This is a genomic window from Kitasatospora sp. NPDC101447 (genome assembly GCF_044767225.1).
Lineage (GTDB): Bacteria > Actinomycetota > Actinomycetes > Streptomycetales > Streptomycetaceae > Kitasatospora.
The window spans coordinates 278,116-298,693 of sequence record NZ_JBIWNL010000001.1 but is presented as its reverse complement, the minus strand read 5'-3'; the positions used below and the strand labels follow the sequence as shown (position 1 = coordinate 298,693).

The window sequence follows — 20,578 nt, the reverse complement described above, 5'->3', positions numbered from 1 at the left end:
GCGCCCCCCAGTTGACCCCGCGGCGAGCACCCGCCCGCCCTCGACGCCCAGCCTCACCCACGAACTGACGATCGGTCATCCGCCACCAGGAGGAATCGGTCATACACCAGCCTAAGGAGGACCTCCACCGAAAGACCGAGCCCTCCCCCCTTCCGATCGGCTACCGCGCCGGGGCCGGGCGGACCGGGTGCTTGCTCATGATGGAGACCCGGTTGAACGAGTTGATGGTGATCGCCACCCACACCACCGCCGAGATCTCCGCCTCGCTGAACACCTCGCGCGCGACGCCGTACGCGGCCTCCTGCACGACCGCGTCCGCCGGGCTGGTGGTCGCCTCGGCCAGCGCGAGCGCGGCGCGCTCCCGCGCGTCGAACACCTCGGTGTCGCGCCACGCCGGGAGCACGCCCAGCCGCTGGGTGGTCTCGCCCTCGCGCAGCGCGGCCCTGGTGTGGACGTTCAGGCAGTAGGCGCAGCCGTTGATCTGCGACACCCGCAGGTTGACGAGTTCCACCAGCCGACGGTCCAGCCCGGCCTCCGCCGCCACCTCGCGCGCCGCCTCGGCGGCCGCGACGAGCGCCTTGTACGCCTGGGGGCTCTGCTTGTCGATGAACACCCGCCGGTCCGCCGGGACCACCGTCACGTCACTCACCTGAACTCCTTGGCCGATCGTTGTCACCCGTCACTCTGCCATGGCATGATAGTTGAATCTAGAACTACTTGCACCTGGGAGGGACCCCGACCGTGAGCACCACCGAGACCGACCTCATCGACCCGCACGCCGCCGACCCGCGCGTCGAGGTCCTGCCCCCGAGGGACGTCCCGCTCGGCGGTCCGCGCGCGATGACAGTGCGTCGGACGCTGCCGCAGCGCTCCCGCACCCTGATCGGCGCCTGGTGCTTCGTCGACCACTACGGCCCCGACGACGTCGCCCACACCGGCGGCATGGACGTCGCCCCGCACCCGCACACCGGCCTGCAGACCGTCAGCTGGCTCTTCACCGGCGAGATCGAGCACCGGGACAGCCTCGGCATCCACGCCTACGTCCGGCCGGGCGAGGTGAACCTGATGACCTCCGGCCACGGCATCGCCCACTCCGAGGTCTCCACCCCGGCCACCACCACCCTGCACGGCGTACAGCTGTGGGTCGCCCTGCCCGAGGAGCACCGGCACACCGGCCGCGCCTTCCACCACCACGCGCCCGCCCCGGTCGCCCTGGACGGCGGCGAGGCCCGGGTCTTCCTCGGCACCCTCGCCGGGGACACCTCCCCCGTCCCCACCTTCACCCCCCTGCTCGGCGCCGAGATCACCCTGCGCCCGCACGCCACCGTCACCCTCGACGTCGACCCCGCCTTCGAGCACGGCCTCCTGGTCGACACCGGCGAGGTCCGCTTCGCCGACACCCCGCTCCACCCCGCCGACCTCGGCTACCTCGCCCCCGGCGCCACCACCGTCACCCTCACCAACACCGGCGACACCGCCGCCCGCACCGTCCTGCTCGGCGGCACGCCCTTCGAGGAACAGATCGTCATGTGGTGGAACTTCATCGGGCGGTCCCACGAGGACATCGTCCGGGCCCGCGAGGACTGGATGAGCTCCGAGAACCCCGACCGCTACGGCGCCGTCCAGGGCTACCCGGGCGACCGCCTCCCCGCCCCGGAGCTCCCGGGAATCGCCCTCAAGCCCCGCGGCCGCGTGCGCTGACCTGCTCTTTCGCCGGCCGGGGAGCGCAGCAGCCAAACCTGCCGCGCTCCCCACCTATGAAGGCCCCTGGGGCGGTTGAGAGTCCACGCTCCACGGAGCTGAGAGTCACCCGTCCGGGTCCAGTCCGCACTGCCACCGTTCACGGTCAAGCGGCGAGCGGACGTGACCAGCGTCGGCGTGCCGGTACAGAGCTTCGACACCCTTCCTGGTCTCCGGCCTCCTCCCGCATCCGGTCGAGGTCGCGCAGTACGTAGAAGTCGCCGGCATCGGCAGCCTGCAAGGCAAGGGCTTCAGCACCCTCCTGCTCTCCAGCCGCCTCCCGGGCCCAAGCCAGGTGGGCTGCAGTGGGGCCACCGTTGGCCGCCTCCACAGCCTGCCGATATGCGGCTTCGGCGCCCTCCTGGCCTCCGGTCACCTCCCGCCGCCCCGAAGTACTCGCAGATGACCTCTATGCACGCGACGGTCTCTCGGTTGAGGCCTGGGCACTACGTGACCCTCACCGCGCTCCACTCCATCGGCTACCGGGGTTCATGCCAGATGCAGCTGAAACTCGGGGGTAGGCCGGAGAAACGCACCCTGCACCGTGGACCGACCCGACGACCGCCCCTACCGGTTCGATCCATCTGCCACCCATGACAGGCGGAGCTCGCGAACGCACTCGCTCACGTTGAAGAGTCCGGCTTCCGCCTTCCCGGTCTCAGGCTCTCCCTACCTTGGCAGCGGCGGCTAACGAGCGCTGCCTGCCTGTCAGCCGCATGGTGTCACGAGCCGCAGGCCAGTCCGGATGGGAGCTTCCGGCTCCCGTCACGGCGATCGGGGCCGCGGGAACCCCGAACTCGGAACGGACTGGTGGGGTCGGTGCCTGCCGGTCGATCCATGTGGCCCCCGGCCACGCGCCGTAGCTGCGGATTCGAGCAGCACAGCAATCCCCACCACCCCCTTCTTGTGTAAGTGACAGTAACTGAAGTACCTTGCAGAGCATGCAAGATGACGTGTGGTCACCACCTTCTGTGCTGCTGACGGTCGATCTCGTGATCCTGACGCTGCGGGAGAGCCGCCTGCACGTCCTCCTGGTGGAGCGGGGCGAAGATCCCTTCCGGGGCATGCCCGCCCTGCCCGGAGGATTCCTGAACCACGATGGTGAGGAGATCCTGGATGCCGCCCACCGCGAACTGAGCGAGGAAACGGCCCTGGCCGCCGGCTGGGTGCACCTTGAACAGCTCGCCGTGTACGGGGACTCGGGCCGCGATCCACGGGGCCGAGTTGTCTCCGTGGCCCACCTGGCGATCGCACCGGGGCTGCCCGACCCGGTCGCGGGAACGGATGCCACCGATGCCGCGTGGGTTCCCGCGGAAGCCGTACTGTCCGGCGAGGTGGAGCTCGCCTTCGACCACCGTCGAATCGCTACGGACGGGATCGAACACGCGCGCACCAAGCTTGAGTTCTCGGCGCTGGCCACAGCGTTCTGCAGGGAGAACTTCACCATCGCAGAGCTGCAAGAGGTGTACGAGGCCGTCTGGGGCACCGAACTCGACACCCGCAATTTCTACCGGAAGGTCCAAGCCGCGAAGGGATTCATCATCCCCGTCGGCACGGATCGCAGGACCACGGGAGGACGGCCCGCGCGACTGTACCGGGCCGGTCCGAAGACCGTGCTGTTCCCACCGCTGATCCGACCCGCGCCATCCGCGATGGAAGAGAACACCGAAGGGGAAGAGGAATAGATGTCGAATGGTCCGGTGGTGGTTCTCACTGCCCTCAATCTTGAGTACCAGGCTGTGCGCCAGAGGCTGGTGGGTCCGCAGGTGCATCGCCATGAGCGTGGCACCCGCTTCGAGGTGGGAACCGTGCAAGGAACGTCGTGCCGTGTCGCACTCGGTCTGACGAGCAAGGGAAACCACTCCGCCGCAGTGATCGCCGAACGCGCGATCCAGGAGTTCTCGCCGGTGGCCGTGCTGTTCGTCGGGGTCGCCGGCGCCCTGTGGGACGCCACCAGGCTGGGCGACGTGGTGATGGCGTCACACGTGTACGCCTACCACGGCGGGACCAGCGACGACGACGGGCTCAAAGCCCGCCCCCGGGCGTGGGAAGCACCGCATGGCATCAGCCAGCTCGCCTCGCACCTGGCCCGCCTGAACGACTGGGCGGACCCCACACCCGGTCACGAGGACGCACCGCAGGTGCGCTTCGGGGCGATCGCCGCCGGCGAGGTCGTCCAAAATTCGAGGATCTCGGCCGAGGCGAAGTGGATTCGACAGCACTACAACGACGCACTCGCCATCGAGATGGAGGCGGCCGGTGTGGCACAGGCCGGCCATCTCAACGGGGCGCCGGTGGCCATCATCCGGGGAATCAGCGACCGGGCGGACGGAACGAAGAACAGTGCGGATGACCGCAACTGGCAGCCGCGGGCCGCAGCGAACGCGGCGGCGTTCGCCACCCGGCTGGCGGTGGAACTGGTGGGGGAACTGGAGGTGGGCGCAGTGCCCCGGGACGACAGGGTCCGTTCGGCCGACCGGTTCGGCCGAAACGTCAGCAACACCGCCCACACCAGCACCGTCGGCATCATGGCCGGCTCGGTCACGGGCAGCAGCGTCCACATGAACGCGGTCCCGAAGGCATCCGGACCGGCGGACCTGGTCACGGACCTGAACCGTTTCCGAGAGCAGCTGGGGCGGCACCGCGTCGAGGGTGCCCTCGACGAGGACACCTACCGGGAGGCCCTGAGCGATCTGGACTCCGCCCTCCGGTCGGCCGGGGGAACCAGCCCTGAATCGTCGAAGCGGACGGTCATGACGCTCAGGAGGCTGCGCGGATTGGTCGCGGAGTGCCCCGCGCTGGTGGCCGAGCTGACCCCCCTGGTCGCCGCGGCCGGTGACCTGGCATGAGCCACAACAGCAGTGCCACGTTCAACTCGGCCGATCACGACTCCACCGTCGGGATCCAGGCCGAGACCGTACACAACTCCAACGTCTACTTCGTCCACCCGGACGCCTCACCGCAGGAGAAGTACCGAGTGGGGGTGCAGCTCCTGCAGGACGGCGTCCCCAGCCGCGCCCGCAAAATGATCGCTGATGCGATCGCCCACGGATACGACGGCGCGGAGATGCGTTTCCACTGGGTGCTCGCCATACTCAGCGCACGCACCCACCACGACCTCAGCACCGAAGAAGGCCAGGCGCTGCGCTACGCCTCCGGGCTCGTACGGACCTACGCCGAGAACGAGTGGAAGGAGGCCCTGCGCGTCACTTTCGACCTGCTGGCGGTACTCAGCACGTCCGGCAGCGAGACCGGACCCGTACTGAAACAGCTGCAGGACCTGCCGCCCTACCAGCACGACGCAATCCTCCGCCACCTCGACCTCATGCTCACCGGAGGACTGAAGGACGCGCTGTGGGCAGAGACCCTCGAACGGGCCGAGGCGGAGCGTTTCGGCAACGACCGGGCCCGACGGGTCTGGGCCTACTTCGCGCCCGCCCCCATCGGGGCGCGGGCCGTCCCGCCCCGCCCGAGCACCGCTGCCGACGCCCAGGCAGCCCTCCCGGTCCGGGCGGCCCTGTTCGTCGTCAGCAGTGCGTTCCTCTCGACCCTGGCGCTGATCGCGGATCCGACCCAGGCGGTCGTCGAACTGCTGGTGGCGCTCGGCGCGGGTCTGACCGCGGCCCGTCTCGGCATCCGGTGGTGGGGCCGGGAAACCCGGCCGGACCTCACAGCCGGGGCACGCATCCCGCACCCGCGCGATCCCGCACCCACCGAAGGCGGGTTCACCAAGAACGTCCGCCATTCGTTCGACTACTACTTCAGCATTCGCACGCCCTACGGGTTCACCCCGGAGGCCTGGCTCGCCCACACCACTCAGGTCCGCGGCAGCCTCGCGGCCGAGATCGCGGACCTCTACCGGGAGAGCCGGATCAGAGTGGACCGGGTCAACTGGCTGATCCGGCACCTCGCCGAGGACACCAGGAACCGCCACACCAACGACACCCTGCTCGACCAGCACCGCCAGGAGCAGACCCCGGGCAGGACGAAGGCCCTGACCGTGGCAGCCCTCGCCCTCCTCGGCGCCGCGGCTCTGGCCGCGTTCGACACGGCGGTCTCGGGTGCCGCCCAACCGCGGCCCCTGTGGGCGTTCCTGGCCGTGCTCGGTGCGGCCTGGTCCGGGCACGCGGCCGCTTCCCGGTGGCTGGAGGTCCGGCGCGAGGAGTGCCGGCTGGTCCGGGAGACCCTGGAGTACCAGGAACAGCTGACCGCACGACAGCTCGCCTACCAGCGCTGGAAGTCGTACCTGGACGGCATGCGCCCCAGCGAGCGGGAGATGGAGACCTGGCTCTCCTGCGACAAGACCGCGTTCGTCGACGAGGCGCTCCGGCACCACCGGCTCACCTGGCGCGACCTGATCACCCACACCATCCTGATGGCCCCGGGTCCCTCCTACAAACGAGGTCGAGTCAGGGGCGGCCCCTGGCGGTACTCGCACTACGTCTTCCGCCTGTTCCTGTTCACCCAGGACGGCATCCGCGAGATCAGCTCCGAGTTCAACTTCTCCGACGCGACGCGCAAGAACGAACAACGGAGCAACTACCGGTTCGACGCGCTGTCCTCCGTGCAGGTGACCGAGAACGCCGACATCGGCTACGACCTGGAGCTCGTCCTCACCAACGGACCGGCCAGGAAGATCCGCGTCAAGGACGCCGATGCCCATCAACTCGCACCGGACGAGAACGCTCAGGAAATTTCCGAGATCACCCTCAGCGCGGCCGGCTCCGCCCACACCTTCCGTCTACTGGAGGGGATCGCGGCGGACGGGAAGGGCTGGATCGAACGGCACAGCCCCAGCAACCTGACGCTCTTCCAGATCGCCAGCTGATCCTGAACGCGAGCATAGGAATGCCTGTGACCTCCACGGACGATGTCACCGAGAGCAAGATTCTGCTGGCCGAGTACGACTGCCTCAAGGAGGAACAGAAAACCCGCATAGGGTTCCGCGACAACCTGCTCTACTTCACGCTCGCCGCAGCCACTGCGGTCGTGGCGATCAGCGTCCAGAGCGGACAGTCCCGGCTGATGCTCTCCGTCCCGGCGATCTGCCTGATCCTGGGCTGGACCTACCTGGTCAACGACGAGAAGATCTCGGCGATCGGCTGCTACGTCCGCGACCAACTGGGACCGCGCCTGGGGGAACTCGTCTCCGCCCAGGGCACGGTGTTCGGCTGGGAGGCCTACCACCGCAATGTGGCCGGCCGCGCCGTACGCAAGCGGTTTCAGACCGCGGTGGACCTGTTCGCGTACCTGGTCCTGCCAATGGTCTGCACGATCGCGTTCTGGTGCTCTCTCACCGTTCAGCCCCTGCTCGTGCTCACTTCTGTCGTACAGACGCTCGCCCTGGCCGTACTGGGCTGGCGGTTCCTTCGCCGTGCGGACCAGTAGCACCAGCCCCGCCGGACCCGCGCCATACACACGTACGGGGCTCCGGTGCACACGAAGCGCGGGCCGGGATCCGCTATACAGTCGGCAAGCATCCGGCTCGGGCCGGGGCAGCTCGTCCATTCCGAGGGTTCAGATCCGTCCGTCGGCCGGCTCTCCCGAGCCGTACTTTAGATGGCATCTGATCTGCCTTGCGGGCGGTATGTCCGGGGCGAGTGACCTGATCGCTGATGGGTCGTCGCAGGGCTCGTGACTTCTCGACGCCCGTATCGCAGTGACGTATCCGATGCCCGATGGGGCCTGATCGAACCGGTCTTCATAGCCTGGCGGGCTCGCCGTGCCGAGCCCGGCGGCTCAGGTCCATGACCTGCGAGAGATCGTGAACGCGATCCTCTTCGTCAACCGCACGGGCGTCCCCTGGGAGTATGGCCGTGGAGTGCTCGCGTCTGCGGCCGTCCTAGACGCCCAGAGTGTCAAAGCCCCCGGCAACGTCGCCGAGGCCGACCAAGGATGTCAACGTCGTCGGCGGGCGCGGTGCTGCGTCGCGGGAGCGGAGGGCGGGACCGTGGCTATCGGACGCGCAGGGCGCGGTCCGGCCGGTCGAGCGGCCGGCGTCGGCAGCCCGGGAACCGGGAGCCGCGGGGCCCGGTCCGCCGGCGGAGGTCCCCGGGACGCCGGACCGTGGCGGTGTGCTGTCTACGAGGCGCTGCGGCTGGGGCGCCCGGTTTGTTCGAGGGCGTGCTGGAGCTGGTCGCGGGTCATGGTGGAGCGGTGGGGGATGTCGAGGTCGGTGGCCCGCTGGTAGAGCTCGGCCTTGGTGAGCTGGGACAACTGCCGCTTGCCGGTCGGGCTGGTCCGCTTCGCCGTGGTCTTGGCGGAGGTGGTCTTGGTGGCGGTGGGCTTGGCGGCCGTGGTCTTGGTGGAGGTGCTCTTCTTGCCGCCGGTCCGTTTGGGGGCCACGGCGGCGCGGGAGGCATGGGTGCGGGCGGTGGACTTCTTCGGCTGCCCGGCGGGCTCGTCCTTCCGGGCGGAGTCGAGGCTGCGGCGCAGGGCGTCCATGAGGTCGATGACGTTGGTGGCTTCGGGGGCGGGGCCGCTGAAGACGGCGATCTCCCGGCCGGCGAGCTTGTCCTCGACGAGCTTCCTGACCTGTTCCTCGTAGGTGTCGTGCCACTCGTCGGGCTGCCAGTCGATGGCGAGCATGCCGATCAGCTGCTCGGCGGTCCCGACCTCCTGCGCGGTGAGCTTCGTCTTCTCCGGGAGGTTGTCGACCTCGCGGCGCGGATCGCGGACCTCGTCGGCGAAGTGCATGGTGTGCAGCTCCAGCAGCCCGTGGTCCGACCGCACCGCGGTGAGGTACTCCTTGCCGCGCATCGCGAACATCGCCAGCCCGGCCTTGCCGGCGTGTTCCAGGGCCTCGACCAGCAGCCCGTAGACCTTCTGGTACTCCATGCCGCGCGGGCCGAGGTAGTAGGTGCGGTCGAAGAAGATCGGGTCGACGTCATCCAGGTCGACGAACCCGGAGATGTCGATGGTGCGGGAGCGGCCGGGGGAGATCTGCTCCAGCTCGTCGGGTTCGACGATCACGTACTCGCCGTCGGTGACCTCGTAGCCCTTCACGATGTCGGCGAACTCGACCTCTTGGCCGGTGCGCTCGTTGACCCGTTTGTTGCGCACCCGGTCGGACGTGCCGCGCTGCAGCTGATGGAAGCGCACGTCGTGGGACCGGGTGGCGGAGTACAGGGCCACGGGCACGGTGACCAGGCCGAACGTGAGCACGCCGGTCCACATGGGTCGGGCCATCACGTCCTCCTTCGTTGCGCCGGTCCCGCTGCCGGTCCGGCTGCCGGGCCCGCTCGCGCGGCACGGGTCACGGCCGGCGTCGGCGCCGGGCCGGTGGTCCGCAGGCGGTGTCGGGCCCGACGGGCGTCGCCGCCCTGCTGAGCCCCTTTCGGAGGCGATACGGCGACGCCCTACCGGGCGCCTGGCCACCTGCGGCATCCTCAAACCCGTGGCCCGCAGGATCGGGCTGATCACGTCGGCCCGGCCCGACGACGCGATGGTGGCGAACTCGATGGCGACCACGTGAGCCGCCTGAGTCAGGCTCTCGGGCTACCAGCGGGCCCGGCCGCCGCGCCCGGTCGTCCGGCGGCCGTCCTCACGGCCGGGGGCTCGGACGAGTTCTGCGGAGAGCCGGCGCATCGTCGGACGGTGGTCCCGTCCGTGCGGTCAGAACAGGGGGTCCAGGTCGGGAACGGCCGGGGTGGGTACGGTCGGGATGATGTCGAAGACGGTGTCCGTTTCGGTGACCCGCAGCAGGCGGGTGACCTGGGGGCCGGGGGCGGCGAGGCGGAAGACGGTGCCGGCGGCGCCGGCGGCCCGGCGGGCTTTGAGAAGTTCGTTGAGGCCGGAGGAGGAGCAGAAGGTCAGGTCGCGGCAGTCGACGACGAGGGTGCCGGGAACGGGCGTCGCGGTCAGCGCGTCACCGAGGGCCCGGGCGAGGGCCGGGGCGGTGTCCAGGTCGGCGTGACCGGTCAGGGCGAGGACGCGCGTGCCCGGGGGTGCCGGGCGGCGTCTGGTGCTCAGGCCCGTTTCCATGATCGGCCCCTTTCCGGCGCCGGATCGTGCTCCCGCGGTCGGCGCGTCCTGCGTCTGCCCACCACCGCGGGAGCGAAGCACCCGCGCGCGGAGGCCCGGGGAACAAAGGCAGGCCGGGATTAGGACGGGGTGATCGCGGAAACACGCCCGGTGTCCGGCACCGGCCGCCGGTGCTCCGCCCGGTCCGGGTGCTCGTTCAGCTGCGGGAGGTGAAGGCCGTGGACGGCATGACGGAACACTGGTGCTTCCCGCTCGACTGCGACTCCGGCAGCGTGCTGGAACCGGCCATGACCCACCTGCGGGGAGTGCTGGGCGCCATCCCCCCCGACCGGCGGGGCCACCGCGGAGCGCAGACGGGACGACGTGCTCCTGGTGGCCTGCGAGCTGCTCACCAACGCCTGCCGGCACACTCCCGGTCCCACCCGCCTGGACGTCGACGTCCGTGACGGCGTGCTGATCGTCGCGGTGAGCGACACCGCCGCCGACCCGCCGGTGGTGCGCCCTTGGCGGCCGGCGCAGCCGGGCGGCCACGGCCTGCACGTCGTGGACAGGCTCACCGCGGCCTGGGGCGCCGCCCCGGCTTCGGGAGGCAAGACCGTGTGGGCCGCGCTGCCCGTTCCCTGACCCCGTGCGAGGCCGTCGGCCGGGGCGGCCGGGGTGGGGCAGCCGTGTCGGGTGCCGGCGTGCGGACGGGCGGGGGCGGCCCGCAGGGTGGTGGGAATCGACGGTGTCGCCGTGCGGACGTACGTGGGTCCGGCCGAGCGACGGGTCGACGAAGATCGCGACGGGCCCCTATTCTGGCGCGATGTCCGACAGCACTGCCCCGACCCTGCTCTTCGTCATCGGCCCGGCCGCGGTCGGGAAGATGACCGTAGGCGGCGCGATAGCCGAACGCACGGGGTTCAAGCTCTTCCACAACCACCTGACCATCGAACCGCTGCTGCGGCTGTTCCCTTACGAGTCGCCGCAGTTCCAGCGGCTCAACCACGGCTTCCGCGAACAGATCTTCGCCGAGGCCGCCGCCAGCGACCTGCCCGGCCTGGTGTTCACCCTCGTCTGGGACTTCGACGACCCCGCCGACACCGCACTCGTCGAACGCTACGCGGCCCCCTTCCGCGACCGGGGCTCACGCGTGCTGTTCCTGGAGCTGTCCGCCGACCAGGGCGTCCGGCTCCAGCGCAACGCCGGGGAGTCCCGCCTGGCGGAGAAGGCCTCCAAGCGCGACCTGCAATGGTCCAACGCCAACCTGACCGGCATGGACGCCCGGTACCGGCTCAACTCCGTCGACGACTTCGCCCACATCCCCGAGGCACACCTGCTGATCGACAACACCCACCTGGAACCCGATGAGGTCGCCGTGCGGGCCGTCGAGTACTTCGGGCTGGGAGCTGTGTCCCCGGCATCCGGCTGAGCGGCACCGGCTGAGCGGCACCGGGTGGGCCTCACGGGCGGTGGACCCCTCGCCGGTCACCACGCTGACCGGCGAGCACGGGAACACCGGTGGAGGGGGCTGCCCGGCAGGGGCGAGTGAGCCGGGGCGGTTGTGCTGGTTTCGCCGCCGGGGCAGGCGATCACACGCGAAGTACGGCACCCGGTGTCGGTCCGAGCCGCCGGCCGACGGCACCGCCGTGACCCTCGCCGACACCGCGCAGCCCGTCGGCGAACGAGAGCAAGGAACGAGAACAAAGGAGGGCCGCCATGGCCTGGATCCTCTTCCTCATTCTGGTCGCGATCATCCTCGGGATCATCGGCGTGGCCGCGCATGGCCTGCTCTACCTCCTCCTCATCGGCATCGTCGTCTTCCTCATCGCCCTCGCACTCGGCGGCGCGTTCCTGCGCAGGGGTCAGTCGGCTCGCCAGCCGAGGTGACGGCCGCCCGTCCGTAGGTCCGGCCCGGTCCAGGGCCCGGCCTGGGGAAACAAGCGGGCGGCCGGCCCCACTCGCGAGAAGATTTGACCCGCCGATCTCGCGGGGACACCGACCCGCCGATCCCCGGCACTCACGGAAGCGGCACCGCCTCCAGAGCCTGCCGGCGACGGCGGGAGCCGACCGGACGGAGCCTTCGGGGTGCCATGCCGTAGCCGCCCCCTGTGGCCCCGCCGCGGTCGGCGGGGCCGGCGGGGGCCACTGCGGGTCAGAGCAGGACGACGCCCACGACGGCCGCCGCCGCGACGAGGGCCAGGAACACCACGTTGACCGCGACGTCCGAGCGCACCGAGCGCTGCCGGGCCGCGTGGTCCAGCACGAACCGGGCCGGATCGTCCTCCGGGTAGTGCACCGTCAGCTCCCGCCCGTACGACCCGGCCGGGTCCGGCACGCCCGAGTCGCAGTGGGCGGTGACGGCCGCGCCCTCGCGGGTGGTGAACGCCACCACCGGCGTGATCGTGGTGGAGGTGCTGCCCTCCGCATCGGTGCTGACGTCCCTGAGCACCGCGACGATCCGGCCCGGGACGGCGACCATCGACGCCAGCTGCTCGCGGCGGTGCCGGGCGTCGCGTACGTTCCCCGGCAGGTAGCAGACACCGACCAGGGCCCACGGCCCGCAGACGCCGACCAGCGCCCACGGCCAGCCCCGGTCGACCGAGGCGACGACCACCAGGCCGACGTAGATCAGGAAGAGCGCCGCGTTCGGCCAGCCCAGCCCGCGACCGCCCGCCTCCGGGTCGTCGCTGAACCGGTAGTCGTGCGGCCTCCCGCGCGGGTAGCTGACCCCGATCTCGCGGCCCGTCCACGCGGCGGTGATCAGCTCGCCGCGCTCACCGTCGTTCGTCACGGTGACCTCCGCACCGGAGGACGGCTCACGGTAGGAGACCACCACCGCGATCCCCCCGCGCCGGGAGCCGCCGTGCCGGGGCTCCCGGACCCGCTCGATCCGCCCCCGCACCCGCACCATCCGCTGCGCCCTGGTCACCCCGGCCAGCGACCGGCCGTACCCCACCAGCGCCACCGCGCCCAGCACCGCGCACCACAGCGCCAGGTACCCGTGCCACCCCATGCGCCCATCCCTCCTGTCTCTCCGACCCCGTTGCCCCACCGGGCCGCACCGCGGCGGCCGGCCCCTCCGGCACGCCCTCAGCGGGCCGGGCTGCGCCGCACCACCACGCCCTGACCGTCCGCCTCCAGGGAGGCCGAGCCGCCGGCCCCGGCCACGCTGATCCTGATCGTGAGGGCACCGGTCAGGCGTTCCGCGGAGAGCTGCCAGGTCTGCGGCGAGTCGACGCCGAGCGTGGTCCTGGCCTCCTCGACCAGCGCGGGCACCCGGTCGAAGGGCAGCGAGCGCGGGTCGAACGCCGGGGCGTCCGCCCCGGCGGGGGAGAACACGACCGTCAGCAGCTGCTCCTGCACGACGACGGTGAGCGCCGACTTGCCGTCCCCGCCCCCGGCCCCGCCCGCGGTGAGCGACTCGACGGCCGCCCGCAGCGCGCCCCGGTCCAGCATCGACCGGCCCGGGCCGAAGGAGACCGTGCCGGAGGCCGAGGAGGTGACCGCACCCGTGACCGTGCCGGTGCTCGTGACCGTGCTCGTGCTCGTGCTCGTACTCGACGAGGTCACGGAGGCGGAGCGTCCGTCGGACGCGTCGGTGTCCTTCCCGAACAGCTCGGCGCGCAGGAGCAGGACCACGGCGGCGGCGCCGAGCAGCACCCCGAGGAGGGTGACGAGGCTCCAGGCGCAGCCGTCCTGGCGGTCGGCCGCCACGGCCGGCCCGGGCGCCGACTCCAGGACGGCGCCGGCCGCCCGCTCCTCCCACTCCGGGGTCGGCCGCTTCACGATCCGCACCAGCCACGGCCGGTCCGGCGGGTACCGGACCACCAGGACCGCGCCCGCCCGGTGGTCGCGCAGCTCGGAGACGTGCACGTCCTGGGTGATCCGGATGCGGAAGGCCGGCGCCCGGTCGGGGGCGACGGTGAGGTCGAACCGCACCGGGACGTCCGTCTCCTCGCCCTTCTGCACCTCCAGCGCGTCGATCAGCGCCAGCGCCGTACGGGGCGCCAGGGCCCCCTCCCGGGCCCGGCGCGGCGCGCCGGCGAGGCGGAACAGCAGCCCGTAGGCCGCAAGTAGGGCCGGACCGGCGACGATCAGCGGCACCTTCCCGAGGGTGCAGCCGACGACGAAGGCGGCCAGCGACACCCCGACCACACCACCCGTCAGGAATCCCCTGGCGAGGTCGACGGGAGTGGCACCGGTGGGCGGCGCGACCGTGGTGGTTGTCATACGGGTGATTCTGTCGGCCCCGGGTGGCTGCCGACAGGGGTCGGTGCGCGCTCGATGGATCTCCCTCCGGACCCCGGACCCCGGACAGAATCTCCGGGTACTACCACCTTGCCCGCCTCACCTGTCACACTACTGACCGTACGTCAAGTCATATCGTCCTTTCGGCCCTGGTGTGGTCGTGGGGAGAGAGCGGGGAGCGGCGGCGATGAACGTGGAAGACCAGGGCCTGGAGAAGCCGCTCAGCACCGTCATACGGCAGGACATACCGCACAGCGCCCGCATGTACGACTGGTTCCTCGGCGGCAAGGACCACTACGAGGTGGACCGCGAGGCCGCCGAGCGCGTGCTCACGGTGTTCCCGACCATGCGGATCGCGGTGTGGGCGAACCGGGCGTTCATGCACCGGGCGACCCGGACGCTGGCGCAGCGGGGCCTGCGCCAGTGGTTGGACGTCGGCACGGGCATTCCCACCTCCCCGAACCTGCACGAGGTCGCGCAGTCGGTGGCTCCCGAGGCGCGGGTGGTCTACGCGGACAACGACCCGATCGTGCTGGCGCACTCGCGGGCGCTGATGACCAGCGCACCCGAGGGGCGGACGGCGTACGTCCACGGCGACGTGCGGGATCCGGACACCATCCTGAACGCCCCCGAGGTGGCGCGGACGCTCGACCTGGGGCAGCCGGTCGTGCTCTCCATGGTGGCTCTGCTGCACTTCGTCCCGGACCTCGGTGAGGCACGCGCGATCGTGGAGCGGCTCCTGAAGCCGCTGCCGTCGGGCTCGGCGCTGGTGCTCTCGCACGCCACGGCGGAGCTGGACCCGGAGGGCGCGCCGATGGTGCAGGAGATCTACAACAAGGCGGGCACCACGCTGCGGCTGCGGCCCCGCGCCGAGTTCGAGACCCTCTTCGACGGGCTGGAGCTGCTGGAACCGGGAGTCGTGCCCGCACACCGCTGGCGCCCGGACGAGGACGCCCCCGGCCGACTGCCGGACGGGGTCACGGACGCCCAGGTGTCGTTCTACGCGGGTGTCGCCGTCAAGCACTAGCCGGCTCACGGACCGTGACCGCGCCACCCGCTGGTGACGCGGTCCGGGACCACCCCGGCAACCGTCTCCCGGCGCCCACGCTCCCCGGGCACGACGTGCGGTCGCTGACTGGGCGGGTAGGAGTCGCGTATGCGCACATTCCGCTCCCTGTGGCCGCCGGGCGGTCGGCCGCGGCGCGGGCACCGCCCTGCGCCGCCCCAGCCGGCCGAGAACCCGCAGCCGACCGGCCGACGGACCGCACGGACGCGACCGACCTCGCACTTCGGCCCGCGGAGCGTGGCCGGTCAGACCTTCCTCTGGCAGCTGGCGGTCCTGCTGCTGCTCGCCGTGGTCGGCGGGACCGTCCTGGTGCTCAAGACCGTGAACGACGCCCAGAACGACGCCCGGCACAGGTCACTCGCCGTCGCGACGGGCTTCGCGCAGGCTCCGGGCCTGGTGCAGGCGCTGCAGTCGCCCGACCCCACCGCGGCGCTCGGGCCCCTCGCCCTGGCGGCCCAGCAGGGTTCCGGCGTCGACTTCGTCGACGTGCTGAGCACCGGCGGGATCCGCTACACCGACCCGGTGCCCGGCCTGATCGGCCAGCGCGCACAGGGCGACATCGCCCGGGCCGCGGCCGGACAGTCCTTCACCGAGGTCTTCACCGGCTCCCCGCAGTCCGCGGTCCGGGCGCTCGTCCCCGTCAAGGACGCGAACGGCACCGTGGTCGGCCTGGTCTCCACCGGCGTGCAGACCACGGGCATCAGCGCCACCGTGAACCACCAGCTGCCGGTGCTGCTCGGCGCCGCGGCCGGCGCGCTGGTCCTCGCCGCCGGCGGGGCGGTCCTGGTGAGCACCCGGTTGCGCCGCCAGACCCACGGCCTGGGCCCGATCGAGATGACCCGGATGTACGAGCACCACGACGCCGTACTGCACGCGGTCCGCGAAGGCGTCCTGATCCTGGACGCCGACCACCGGCTGGTACTGGCCAACGACGAGGCGCAGCAGCTGCTCGCCCTGAGCCCGGACGCGCAGGGCCGACGGGTGGACGAGCTGGGGCTGGACCCGGGCATGGCCGAACTGCTGGCCTCCGGGCGGACCGTCACCGACGAGGTGCACCCGGCCGGGGACCGCCTGGTGGCCGTCAACCTCCGGCCGATGACCGTCCGTAGCGGGCCCGCCGGTCTCGTGGCGACCCTGCGGGACACCACCGAGCTGCGCGCGGTGGCCGGCCTGGCCGAAGAGACCCGGGAGCGGCTGCGGCTGCTGTACGACGCGGGCGCCCGGATCGGCACCACCCTGGACGTCACCGGCACGGCACAGGAGCTGGCGGACGTGGCGGTGCCCCGGCTCGCCGACTTCGTCAGTGTCGACCTGCTGGACGGCGTCGCGGGCGGCCGGGAGCCCGCGCCCGGACCGGTCACCGACGGCGTACTGCGCCGGGCGGCACACCAGTCCGTGCTGGCGGGCGTGCCGGAGGCCGTGGTCCGCGTGGGCGAGATCGACGTCCTCCCGCCGGACTCGCCCCCGCTGCGCAGCCTGGCGACCGGGCGTTCCGGGCTGCACCAGGCGCAGGACGCGGCCGTCACGACGTGGCTGGCCGAGGATCCCCGGCGGGCCGCGAACAGCCGTGCGTACGGCTTCCACTCCTGGATCCAGGTTCCGGTGATCGCCCGGGGCACCACCCTGGGCGTGGTGGAGTTCGTCCGCTTCCGGAACGGCGAGCCGTTCCGGTCCGAAGACCTGGCGCTGGCCGAGGAACTGGTGTCCAGGGCTGCGGTCGCGGTGGACAACGCCCGGCGCTTCGCCCACGAGCGCGGCACGGCGCTCACCCTGCAGCGCAGCCTGCTCCCGCGACGGCTGCCGGTGCACTCCGCCGTGGAAGCCGCCTTCCGGTACCTGCCGGCCGACCCCCGGCTCGGCGTGGGCGGCGACTGGTTCGACGTGATCCCGCTCTCCGGCGCACGGGTGGCGTTGGTGGTCGGCGACGTGGCCGGGCACGGCCTGCGGGCATCCGCCACGATGGGCCAGCTGCGCTCGGCCGTGCGGACCCTCGCCGACGTGGACCTCCCGCCGGACGAGCTGCTCACCCAGCTCGACGACCTGGTCATCCGACTGGCCTCCGAGACCGCGACGGACCCGGACGCGGGCACAGTGACGGACCCGGACACGGACACCGCGACGGACCCGCACGCGGTCACCGCCGGGGAGGTCACCGCCGGGGAGGTCACCGCCACCTGCCTCTACGCCGTGTACGACCCGGTGTCGGGCCGCTGCACGCTGGCCACCGCCGGCCATCCGGCACCCGTGCTGGCCGGCACGGGCCTCGACCCGGTCGTCCTCCGGCTGCCCGCCGGTCCCCCGCTCGGGCTGGGCGGGCTGCCCTTCGAAGCCGTCGACACCGAACTGCCGGAGGAGAGCCTGCTCGCCCTGTACACCGACGGCCTGGTCGCGACCCGGCGCCGCTCGGTCGACACCGGCCTCGACGCCCTGCGGCACGCCCTCCCTCCCGTGGACGATTCGCTGGAATCCCTGTGCGACCGGATCGTCGACGCCCTGCCGCCCGGCAACCCCGCCGACGACGCCACCCTGCTGCTGACCCGGGTCCGGCGCCTGGACCCCCGCCGGGTCGCGACCTGGACGGTGCCCGCCGACTTCGCGCAGGTCGCCACCGTCCGCGTCGACGCCGTCCGCCGGCTGACGGCCTGGGGTTTGGCGGACGTCGCCTTCGTCACCGAACTGGTCGTCAGCGAACTCGTCACCAACGCCATCCGCTACGGCAGCGAACCGATCCGCCTACGGCTCATCCACGACCGCTCACTCATCTGCGAGGTCTCCGACACCGGCAGCACCGCCCCCCACCTGCGCCGGGCCCGCACCTTCGACGAGGGCGGCCGGGGCCTGCTGCTGGTCGCCCAGCTCACCCAGCGCTGGGGCACCCGGCAGACCGGGACGGGCAAGACCATCTGGTGCGAACAGGACCTCGGCGAGGACACCTGACGCCCCTGACACCCCTACACCCCTGAAACCCCGACCATTCGGACCGGACCTCCCCCGCCGGAGCCGGGGCGGCACCCGGCCGGAACGGCGAGGCCGGTGCCGAGGGGGTGCGGACGCACCCGGACGGCACCGGCCTGCCGGGCGGTCTACCAACGGCTGCGCGACGCCGGCGGGTTGAGCTTGGCGCTGAGCGCGGACAGGAAGACCGGGAGCCGGTCGACCATGCTCCTGGGGACCGGCGTGGTCTGGACGGTGCCCCGCCGCACGTCCTGGACGACGAGGGTGAAGGCGCCGTCCTCCTCGACGAGTTCGGCGGCGTAGAGCAGGGTTTCCGTGGAGGTTGGCATCGGGGTCCTAGGCTTGGGTGTCGTTGAGCCAGGCGGTCCACGCCTCGGTGGCCCGCTGCTCGTCGGTGTCCTCGGCGAACAGGTGGTGGGCCAGCCAGATCGGCGTGTTCCAGGTGCTGCCGTTGAAGAAGCGGTAGAGCGCGTCCGGGCCGCGCAGGCCGACGAAGTCGGCGCTGAGCCAGTCCACGACCGCCTCCTCCGGGCCGCCGTCCCGGCCCGGGACGTGAAGTGCGAGCCGGTCGCCGACGGCCGCGTCCTCCGCGAGGCCGAGGCGTCGGCGCAGTGCGGCGAAGTCGGCCGGGTCGGCGGTGGGTTCGGTCCGCCGGGCGGTGACGTAGACGGCGGGGCGGCCGGCGAAGTGCCGCAGGTACTCGGCGAGGCCGTGCTGGTAGAAGTGGACGTGCTTCTCGGCCGCGTCCGCCTTCCGGTCCCAGACGTCGTCCCAGACGCCCTCGTGCACCCAGTGGATCCCCATCCGCAGGTGGCTCGTTCCGCCGTCCGCCGGCTCGATCCGGTAGCTGAGCGTGTTGGAGAACTCGTCGCCGAGCGTCGCGCGGACGGCGAAGTGGCTCGGCGGCTCCCACGCCACGACGGTGCTCTCGGCCCGGGTGACCTTTCCGCCGACCCGCGGCTCGACCTCCATCGGGTACAGCCAGCCGAGGTTGCCGGCGCCGGTGGCGACCGCGGCCCAGACCTGTTCGGGCGTGGCGGGCAGGTCCTGTTCCTTGCGGACCTCGAACTCTCGGGCCACGGTTGGTTCTCCTTCGTCGTCGTTCATGGGGTCAGTGGGTGACCGGGAGGGCGCACAGCCGCCGTTGAAGGGGGTTGGGCCGCCAGTCCAGCGGTGCCCCGTCGGCCAGCCGCAGTTCGGGCAGCCGACGCACCAGCGTGCCGACGGCCACCTCCGCCTGGAGCTTGGCCAGCGGGCCGCCGAGGCAGAAGTGCGGGCCGTTGCCGAAGCTGAGGTGCCGGTTGCCGGGGCGGGTGAGGTCCAGCCGGTCGGGGTCCTCGAAGCGTTCGGGATCGCGGTTGGTCGCGCCGAGGAACAGGTAGACCAGCTCGCCCGCGCGCAGCGTCCGTCCGCCGATCTCCAGGTCCTCGGCGACGACCCGGACGATGGCCTGGGTCACCGTGTCGTAGCGGGCCAGCTCCTCGACGGCGCCGCGGATCAGCCCCGGGTCCGCCCGTAGCCGGGCCAGCTGGTCGGGGTGGCGCAGCAGGGCCAGCACGCCGTTGCCGATCAGGTGGGTGGTGGTCTCGTCGCCGGCGGTGATCAGGACGAAACAGGTGGACAGCAGTTCGGAGTCGGTGAGCCGGTCGTCCTGCGCCTGGGTGGCGACCAGGGCGCTGATCAGGTCGTCTCCCGGGTCGGCCCGGCGGTGCCGGATGAGGCGGGCGAGGTACTCCTCGTACTCGCCGATCGCCTCCTCGGTCTTGTCGAGGTCCTCGCTCAGCCGGCCGAAGCGGCTGAACCAGGTCTCGACCTGCGGGCGGTCCTCCGGCGGGATGCCGAAGAGCTCGCAGACGACGGACATCGGCAGCGGGGCGGCGACGGTTTCGATCAGGTCCGTGGTCGGCCCGGCCTGGACGGCCCGGTCGATCAGCTGGTCGACGATCCGCTGGATGCCGCCGCGCAGGGCTTCGACGCGGCGGGCGGTGAAGGCGCGGTTGGCGAGCTTGCGCAGCCGGGCGTGGTCCGGCGGGTCCGTGTTGGACATCACCCGGCCGAGCCGGTCGGTGAGCCGGCTGAGGGCCTTCAGGTCGCCGCCGAGCGCGACGTAGGCCCGGGTCATCCGGTCCCGGTCGTTGGACAGTCGCAGGTCGCCCAGGGCGGCTTCGACGTCGGCGTACCGGGTGAGGTACCAGATGCCGTCGGCGCTGCGGTGGACCGGGATCTCGCGCCGCATGCGGGCGTAGAACGGGTACGGGTCCCGCCGGGCCTCGGGGGTGAGCAGGTCCGCGGCGAGGTCGCGGGGCCCGGCGGGGTCCGCGGAGGGCCGGGCGGGGCCCGCGCTGCCGCGGGCCCCGTCCCTGGTGTCGGTGGTGGTCACGTCGGCTACCGCCGGCCGTCCATGGCGTCGGCGAGGCTCCTGGGCCGCATGTCGGTCCAGGCCTGCTCGACGTACTCCAGGCAGGCGGCGTGGGTGTCCGGGCCGTGCGTGACGGTCCAGCCGGCCGGGACGTCCGCGAACTGCGGCCACAGCGAGTGCTGGTTCTCGTCGTTGACGAGCACGAGGAAGGTGCCGTCCTGGTCGTCGAAGGGGTTGGTCATGGG

General features: G+C 71.9%; 18 protein-coding genes and 1 pseudogene. 10 read left to right on the top strand and 9 right to left on the bottom strand.

What is annotated here, in order from left to right:
• Positions 1–160: 160 nt before the first annotated feature.
• Complete coding sequence (locus ACIRST_RS01285; RefSeq protein WP_350525871.1) at positions 161–649, bottom strand: carboxymuconolactone decarboxylase family protein; 489 nt, start codon at positions 647–649, stop codon at positions 161–163.
• 92 nt (positions 650–741) lie between these two features.
• Between ACIRST_RS01285 and ACIRST_RS01280 the strand changes: the two genes are divergently transcribed.
• From ACIRST_RS01280 to ACIRST_RS01260, 5 genes are all read left to right on the top strand, one after another.
• Positions 742–1,701 carry a pirin family protein gene (locus ACIRST_RS01280; protein WP_402798940.1) on the top strand — a complete coding sequence of 320 codons (960 nt, stop codon included), beginning with the start codon at positions 742–744 and terminating at the stop codon, positions 1,699–1,701.
• Between the two features lie 980 nt (positions 1,702–2,681).
• A complete protein-coding gene (locus tag ACIRST_RS01275; RefSeq protein ID WP_402798938.1) occupies positions 2,682–3,425 on the top strand; it encodes an NrtR DNA-binding winged helix domain-containing protein in 744 nt (247 codons plus the stop codon).
• Entirely contained in the window at positions 3,426–4,589 is a 1,164-nt protein-coding gene (locus tag ACIRST_RS01270; RefSeq protein WP_402798937.1) for a purine phosphorylase, read from the top strand.
• On the top strand, positions 4,586–6,568 hold the full coding sequence (locus tag ACIRST_RS01265) for a hypothetical protein (RefSeq protein WP_402798935.1): 1,983 nt from the start codon (positions 4,586–4,588) through the stop codon (positions 6,566–6,568). The genes ACIRST_RS01270 and ACIRST_RS01265 overlap by 4 nt, the downstream gene beginning before the upstream one ends.
• Before the next feature lie 20 nt (positions 6,569–6,588).
• The gene (locus tag ACIRST_RS01260; RefSeq protein WP_402798934.1) at positions 6,589–7,128 is read left to right on the top strand and encodes a hypothetical protein; all 540 of its coding nucleotides are present in this window, start codon (positions 6,589–6,591) and stop codon (positions 7,126–7,128) included.
• A 693-nt stretch (positions 7,129–7,821) separates the two neighbouring features.
• On the opposite strand, the gene ACIRST_RS01255 is transcribed toward ACIRST_RS01260, so the two are convergent.
• A complete protein-coding gene (locus ACIRST_RS01255) occupies positions 7,822–8,928 on the bottom strand; it encodes a Ku protein (RefSeq protein ID WP_402798931.1) in 1,107 nt (368 codons plus the stop codon).
• Positions 8,929–9,354: 426 nt separating this feature from the next.
• Entirely contained in the window at positions 9,355–9,723 is a 369-nt protein-coding gene (locus tag ACIRST_RS01250; RefSeq protein ID WP_350525066.1) for an STAS domain-containing protein, read from the bottom strand.
• A 357-nt stretch (positions 9,724–10,080) separates the two neighbouring features.
• Here ACIRST_RS01250 and ACIRST_RS01245 point away from each other — a divergent pair.
• The 3 genes and pseudogenes from ACIRST_RS01245 to ACIRST_RS01235 all read left to right on the top strand — a co-directional run.
• Positions 10,081–10,347, top strand: a pseudogene (locus ACIRST_RS01245) (ATP-binding protein); the annotation flags it as partial.
• A 181-nt stretch (positions 10,348–10,528) separates the two neighbouring features.
• A complete protein-coding gene (locus tag ACIRST_RS01240; protein ID WP_402798930.1) occupies positions 10,529–11,134 on the top strand; it encodes a hypothetical protein in 606 nt (201 codons plus the stop codon).
• Positions 11,135–11,421: 287 nt separating this feature from the next.
• On the top strand, positions 11,422–11,592 hold the full coding sequence (locus ACIRST_RS01235) for a hypothetical protein (protein ID WP_402798927.1): 171 nt from the start codon (positions 11,422–11,424) through the stop codon (positions 11,590–11,592).
• 265 nt (positions 11,593–11,857) lie between these two features.
• Here ACIRST_RS01235 and ACIRST_RS01230 read toward each other — a convergent pair whose 3' ends face one another.
• Entirely contained in the window at positions 11,858–12,718 is an 861-nt protein-coding gene (locus ACIRST_RS01230) for a DUF3592 domain-containing protein (RefSeq protein WP_402798925.1), read from the bottom strand.
• Between the two features lie 77 nt (positions 12,719–12,795).
• Positions 12,796–13,935 (bottom strand): hypothetical protein, encoded by a 1,140-nt coding sequence (locus tag ACIRST_RS01225; RefSeq protein WP_402798923.1) that lies wholly within the window; start codon positions 13,933–13,935, stop codon positions 12,796–12,798.
• 205 nt (positions 13,936–14,140) lie between these two features.
• Between ACIRST_RS01225 and ACIRST_RS01220 the strand changes: the two genes are divergently transcribed.
• A complete protein-coding gene (locus ACIRST_RS01220; protein WP_350525061.1) occupies positions 14,141–14,980 on the top strand; it encodes an SAM-dependent methyltransferase in 840 nt (279 codons plus the stop codon).
• Positions 14,981–15,256: 276 nt separating this feature from the next.
• Positions 15,257–17,956 (top strand): SpoIIE family protein phosphatase, encoded by a 2,700-nt coding sequence (locus ACIRST_RS01215; protein ID WP_402798921.1) that lies wholly within the window; start codon positions 15,257–15,259, stop codon positions 17,954–17,956.
• A gap of 146 nt (positions 17,957–18,102) precedes the next feature.
• Here ACIRST_RS01215 and ACIRST_RS01210 read toward each other — a convergent pair whose 3' ends face one another.
• The 4 genes from ACIRST_RS01210 to ACIRST_RS01195 are packed head-to-tail and all read right to left on the bottom strand — an operon-like array spanning position 18,103 to position 20,575.
• A complete protein-coding gene (locus tag ACIRST_RS01210) occupies positions 18,103–18,303 on the bottom strand; it encodes a hypothetical protein (RefSeq protein WP_350525059.1) in 201 nt (66 codons plus the stop codon).
• A 7-nt stretch (positions 18,304–18,310) separates the two neighbouring features.
• Positions 18,311–19,054 carry an SRPBCC domain-containing protein gene (locus ACIRST_RS01205; protein ID WP_350525058.1) on the bottom strand — a complete coding sequence of 248 codons (744 nt, stop codon included), beginning with the start codon at positions 19,052–19,054 and terminating at the stop codon, positions 18,311–18,313.
• Positions 19,055–19,085: 31 nt separating this feature from the next.
• Positions 19,086–20,354 carry a cytochrome P450 gene (locus tag ACIRST_RS01200; RefSeq protein ID WP_402798919.1) on the bottom strand — a complete coding sequence of 423 codons (1,269 nt, stop codon included), beginning with the start codon at positions 20,352–20,354 and terminating at the stop codon, positions 19,086–19,088.
• Between the two features lie 5 nt (positions 20,355–20,359).
• The gene (locus ACIRST_RS01195) at positions 20,360–20,575 is read right to left on the bottom strand and encodes an MbtH family protein (RefSeq protein WP_350525056.1); all 216 of its coding nucleotides are present in this window, start codon (positions 20,573–20,575) and stop codon (positions 20,360–20,362) included.
• Between the last annotated feature and the right edge of the window lie 3 nt (positions 20,576–20,578).

Excerpts from the sequence above, each read along its gene's own strand:
- ACIRST_RS01230 (WP_402798925.1), bottom strand. The coding sequence starts at position 12,718 with ATGGGGTGGCACGGGTACCTGGCGCTGTGGTGCGCGGTGCTGGGCGCG.
- ACIRST_RS01235 (WP_402798927.1), top strand. The coding sequence starts at position 11,422 with ATGGCCTGGATCCTCTTCCTCATTCTGGTCGCGATCATCCTCGGGATC.
- ACIRST_RS01220 (WP_350525061.1), top strand. The coding sequence starts at position 14,141 with ATGAACGTGGAAGACCAGGGCCTGGAGAAGCCGCTCAGCACCGTCATA.
- ACIRST_RS01275 (WP_402798938.1), top strand. The coding sequence starts at position 2,682 with ATGCAAGATGACGTGTGGTCACCACCTTCTGTGCTGCTGACGGTCGAT.
- ACIRST_RS01195 (WP_350525056.1), bottom strand. The coding sequence starts at position 20,575 with ATGACCAACCCCTTCGACGACCAGGACGGCACCTTCCTCGTGCTCGTC.
- ACIRST_RS01270 (WP_402798937.1), top strand. The coding sequence starts at position 3,426 with ATGTCGAATGGTCCGGTGGTGGTTCTCACTGCCCTCAATCTTGAGTAC.
- ACIRST_RS01225 (WP_402798923.1), bottom strand. The coding sequence starts at position 13,935 with ATGACAACCACCACGGTCGCGCCGCCCACCGGTGCCACTCCCGTCGAC.
- ACIRST_RS01250 (WP_350525066.1), bottom strand. The coding sequence starts at position 9,723 with ATGGAAACGGGCCTGAGCACCAGACGCCGCCCGGCACCCCCGGGCACG.
- ACIRST_RS01265 (WP_402798935.1), top strand. The coding sequence starts at position 4,586 with ATGAGCCACAACAGCAGTGCCACGTTCAACTCGGCCGATCACGACTCC.
- ACIRST_RS01210 (WP_350525059.1), bottom strand. The coding sequence starts at position 18,303 with ATGCCAACCTCCACGGAAACCCTGCTCTACGCCGCCGAACTCGTCGAG.
- ACIRST_RS01255 (WP_402798931.1), bottom strand. The coding sequence starts at position 8,928 with ATGGCCCGACCCATGTGGACCGGCGTGCTCACGTTCGGCCTGGTCACC.
- ACIRST_RS01260 (WP_402798934.1), top strand. The coding sequence starts at position 6,589 with ATGCCTGTGACCTCCACGGACGATGTCACCGAGAGCAAGATTCTGCTG.
- ACIRST_RS01240 (WP_402798930.1), top strand. The coding sequence starts at position 10,529 with ATGTCCGACAGCACTGCCCCGACCCTGCTCTTCGTCATCGGCCCGGCC.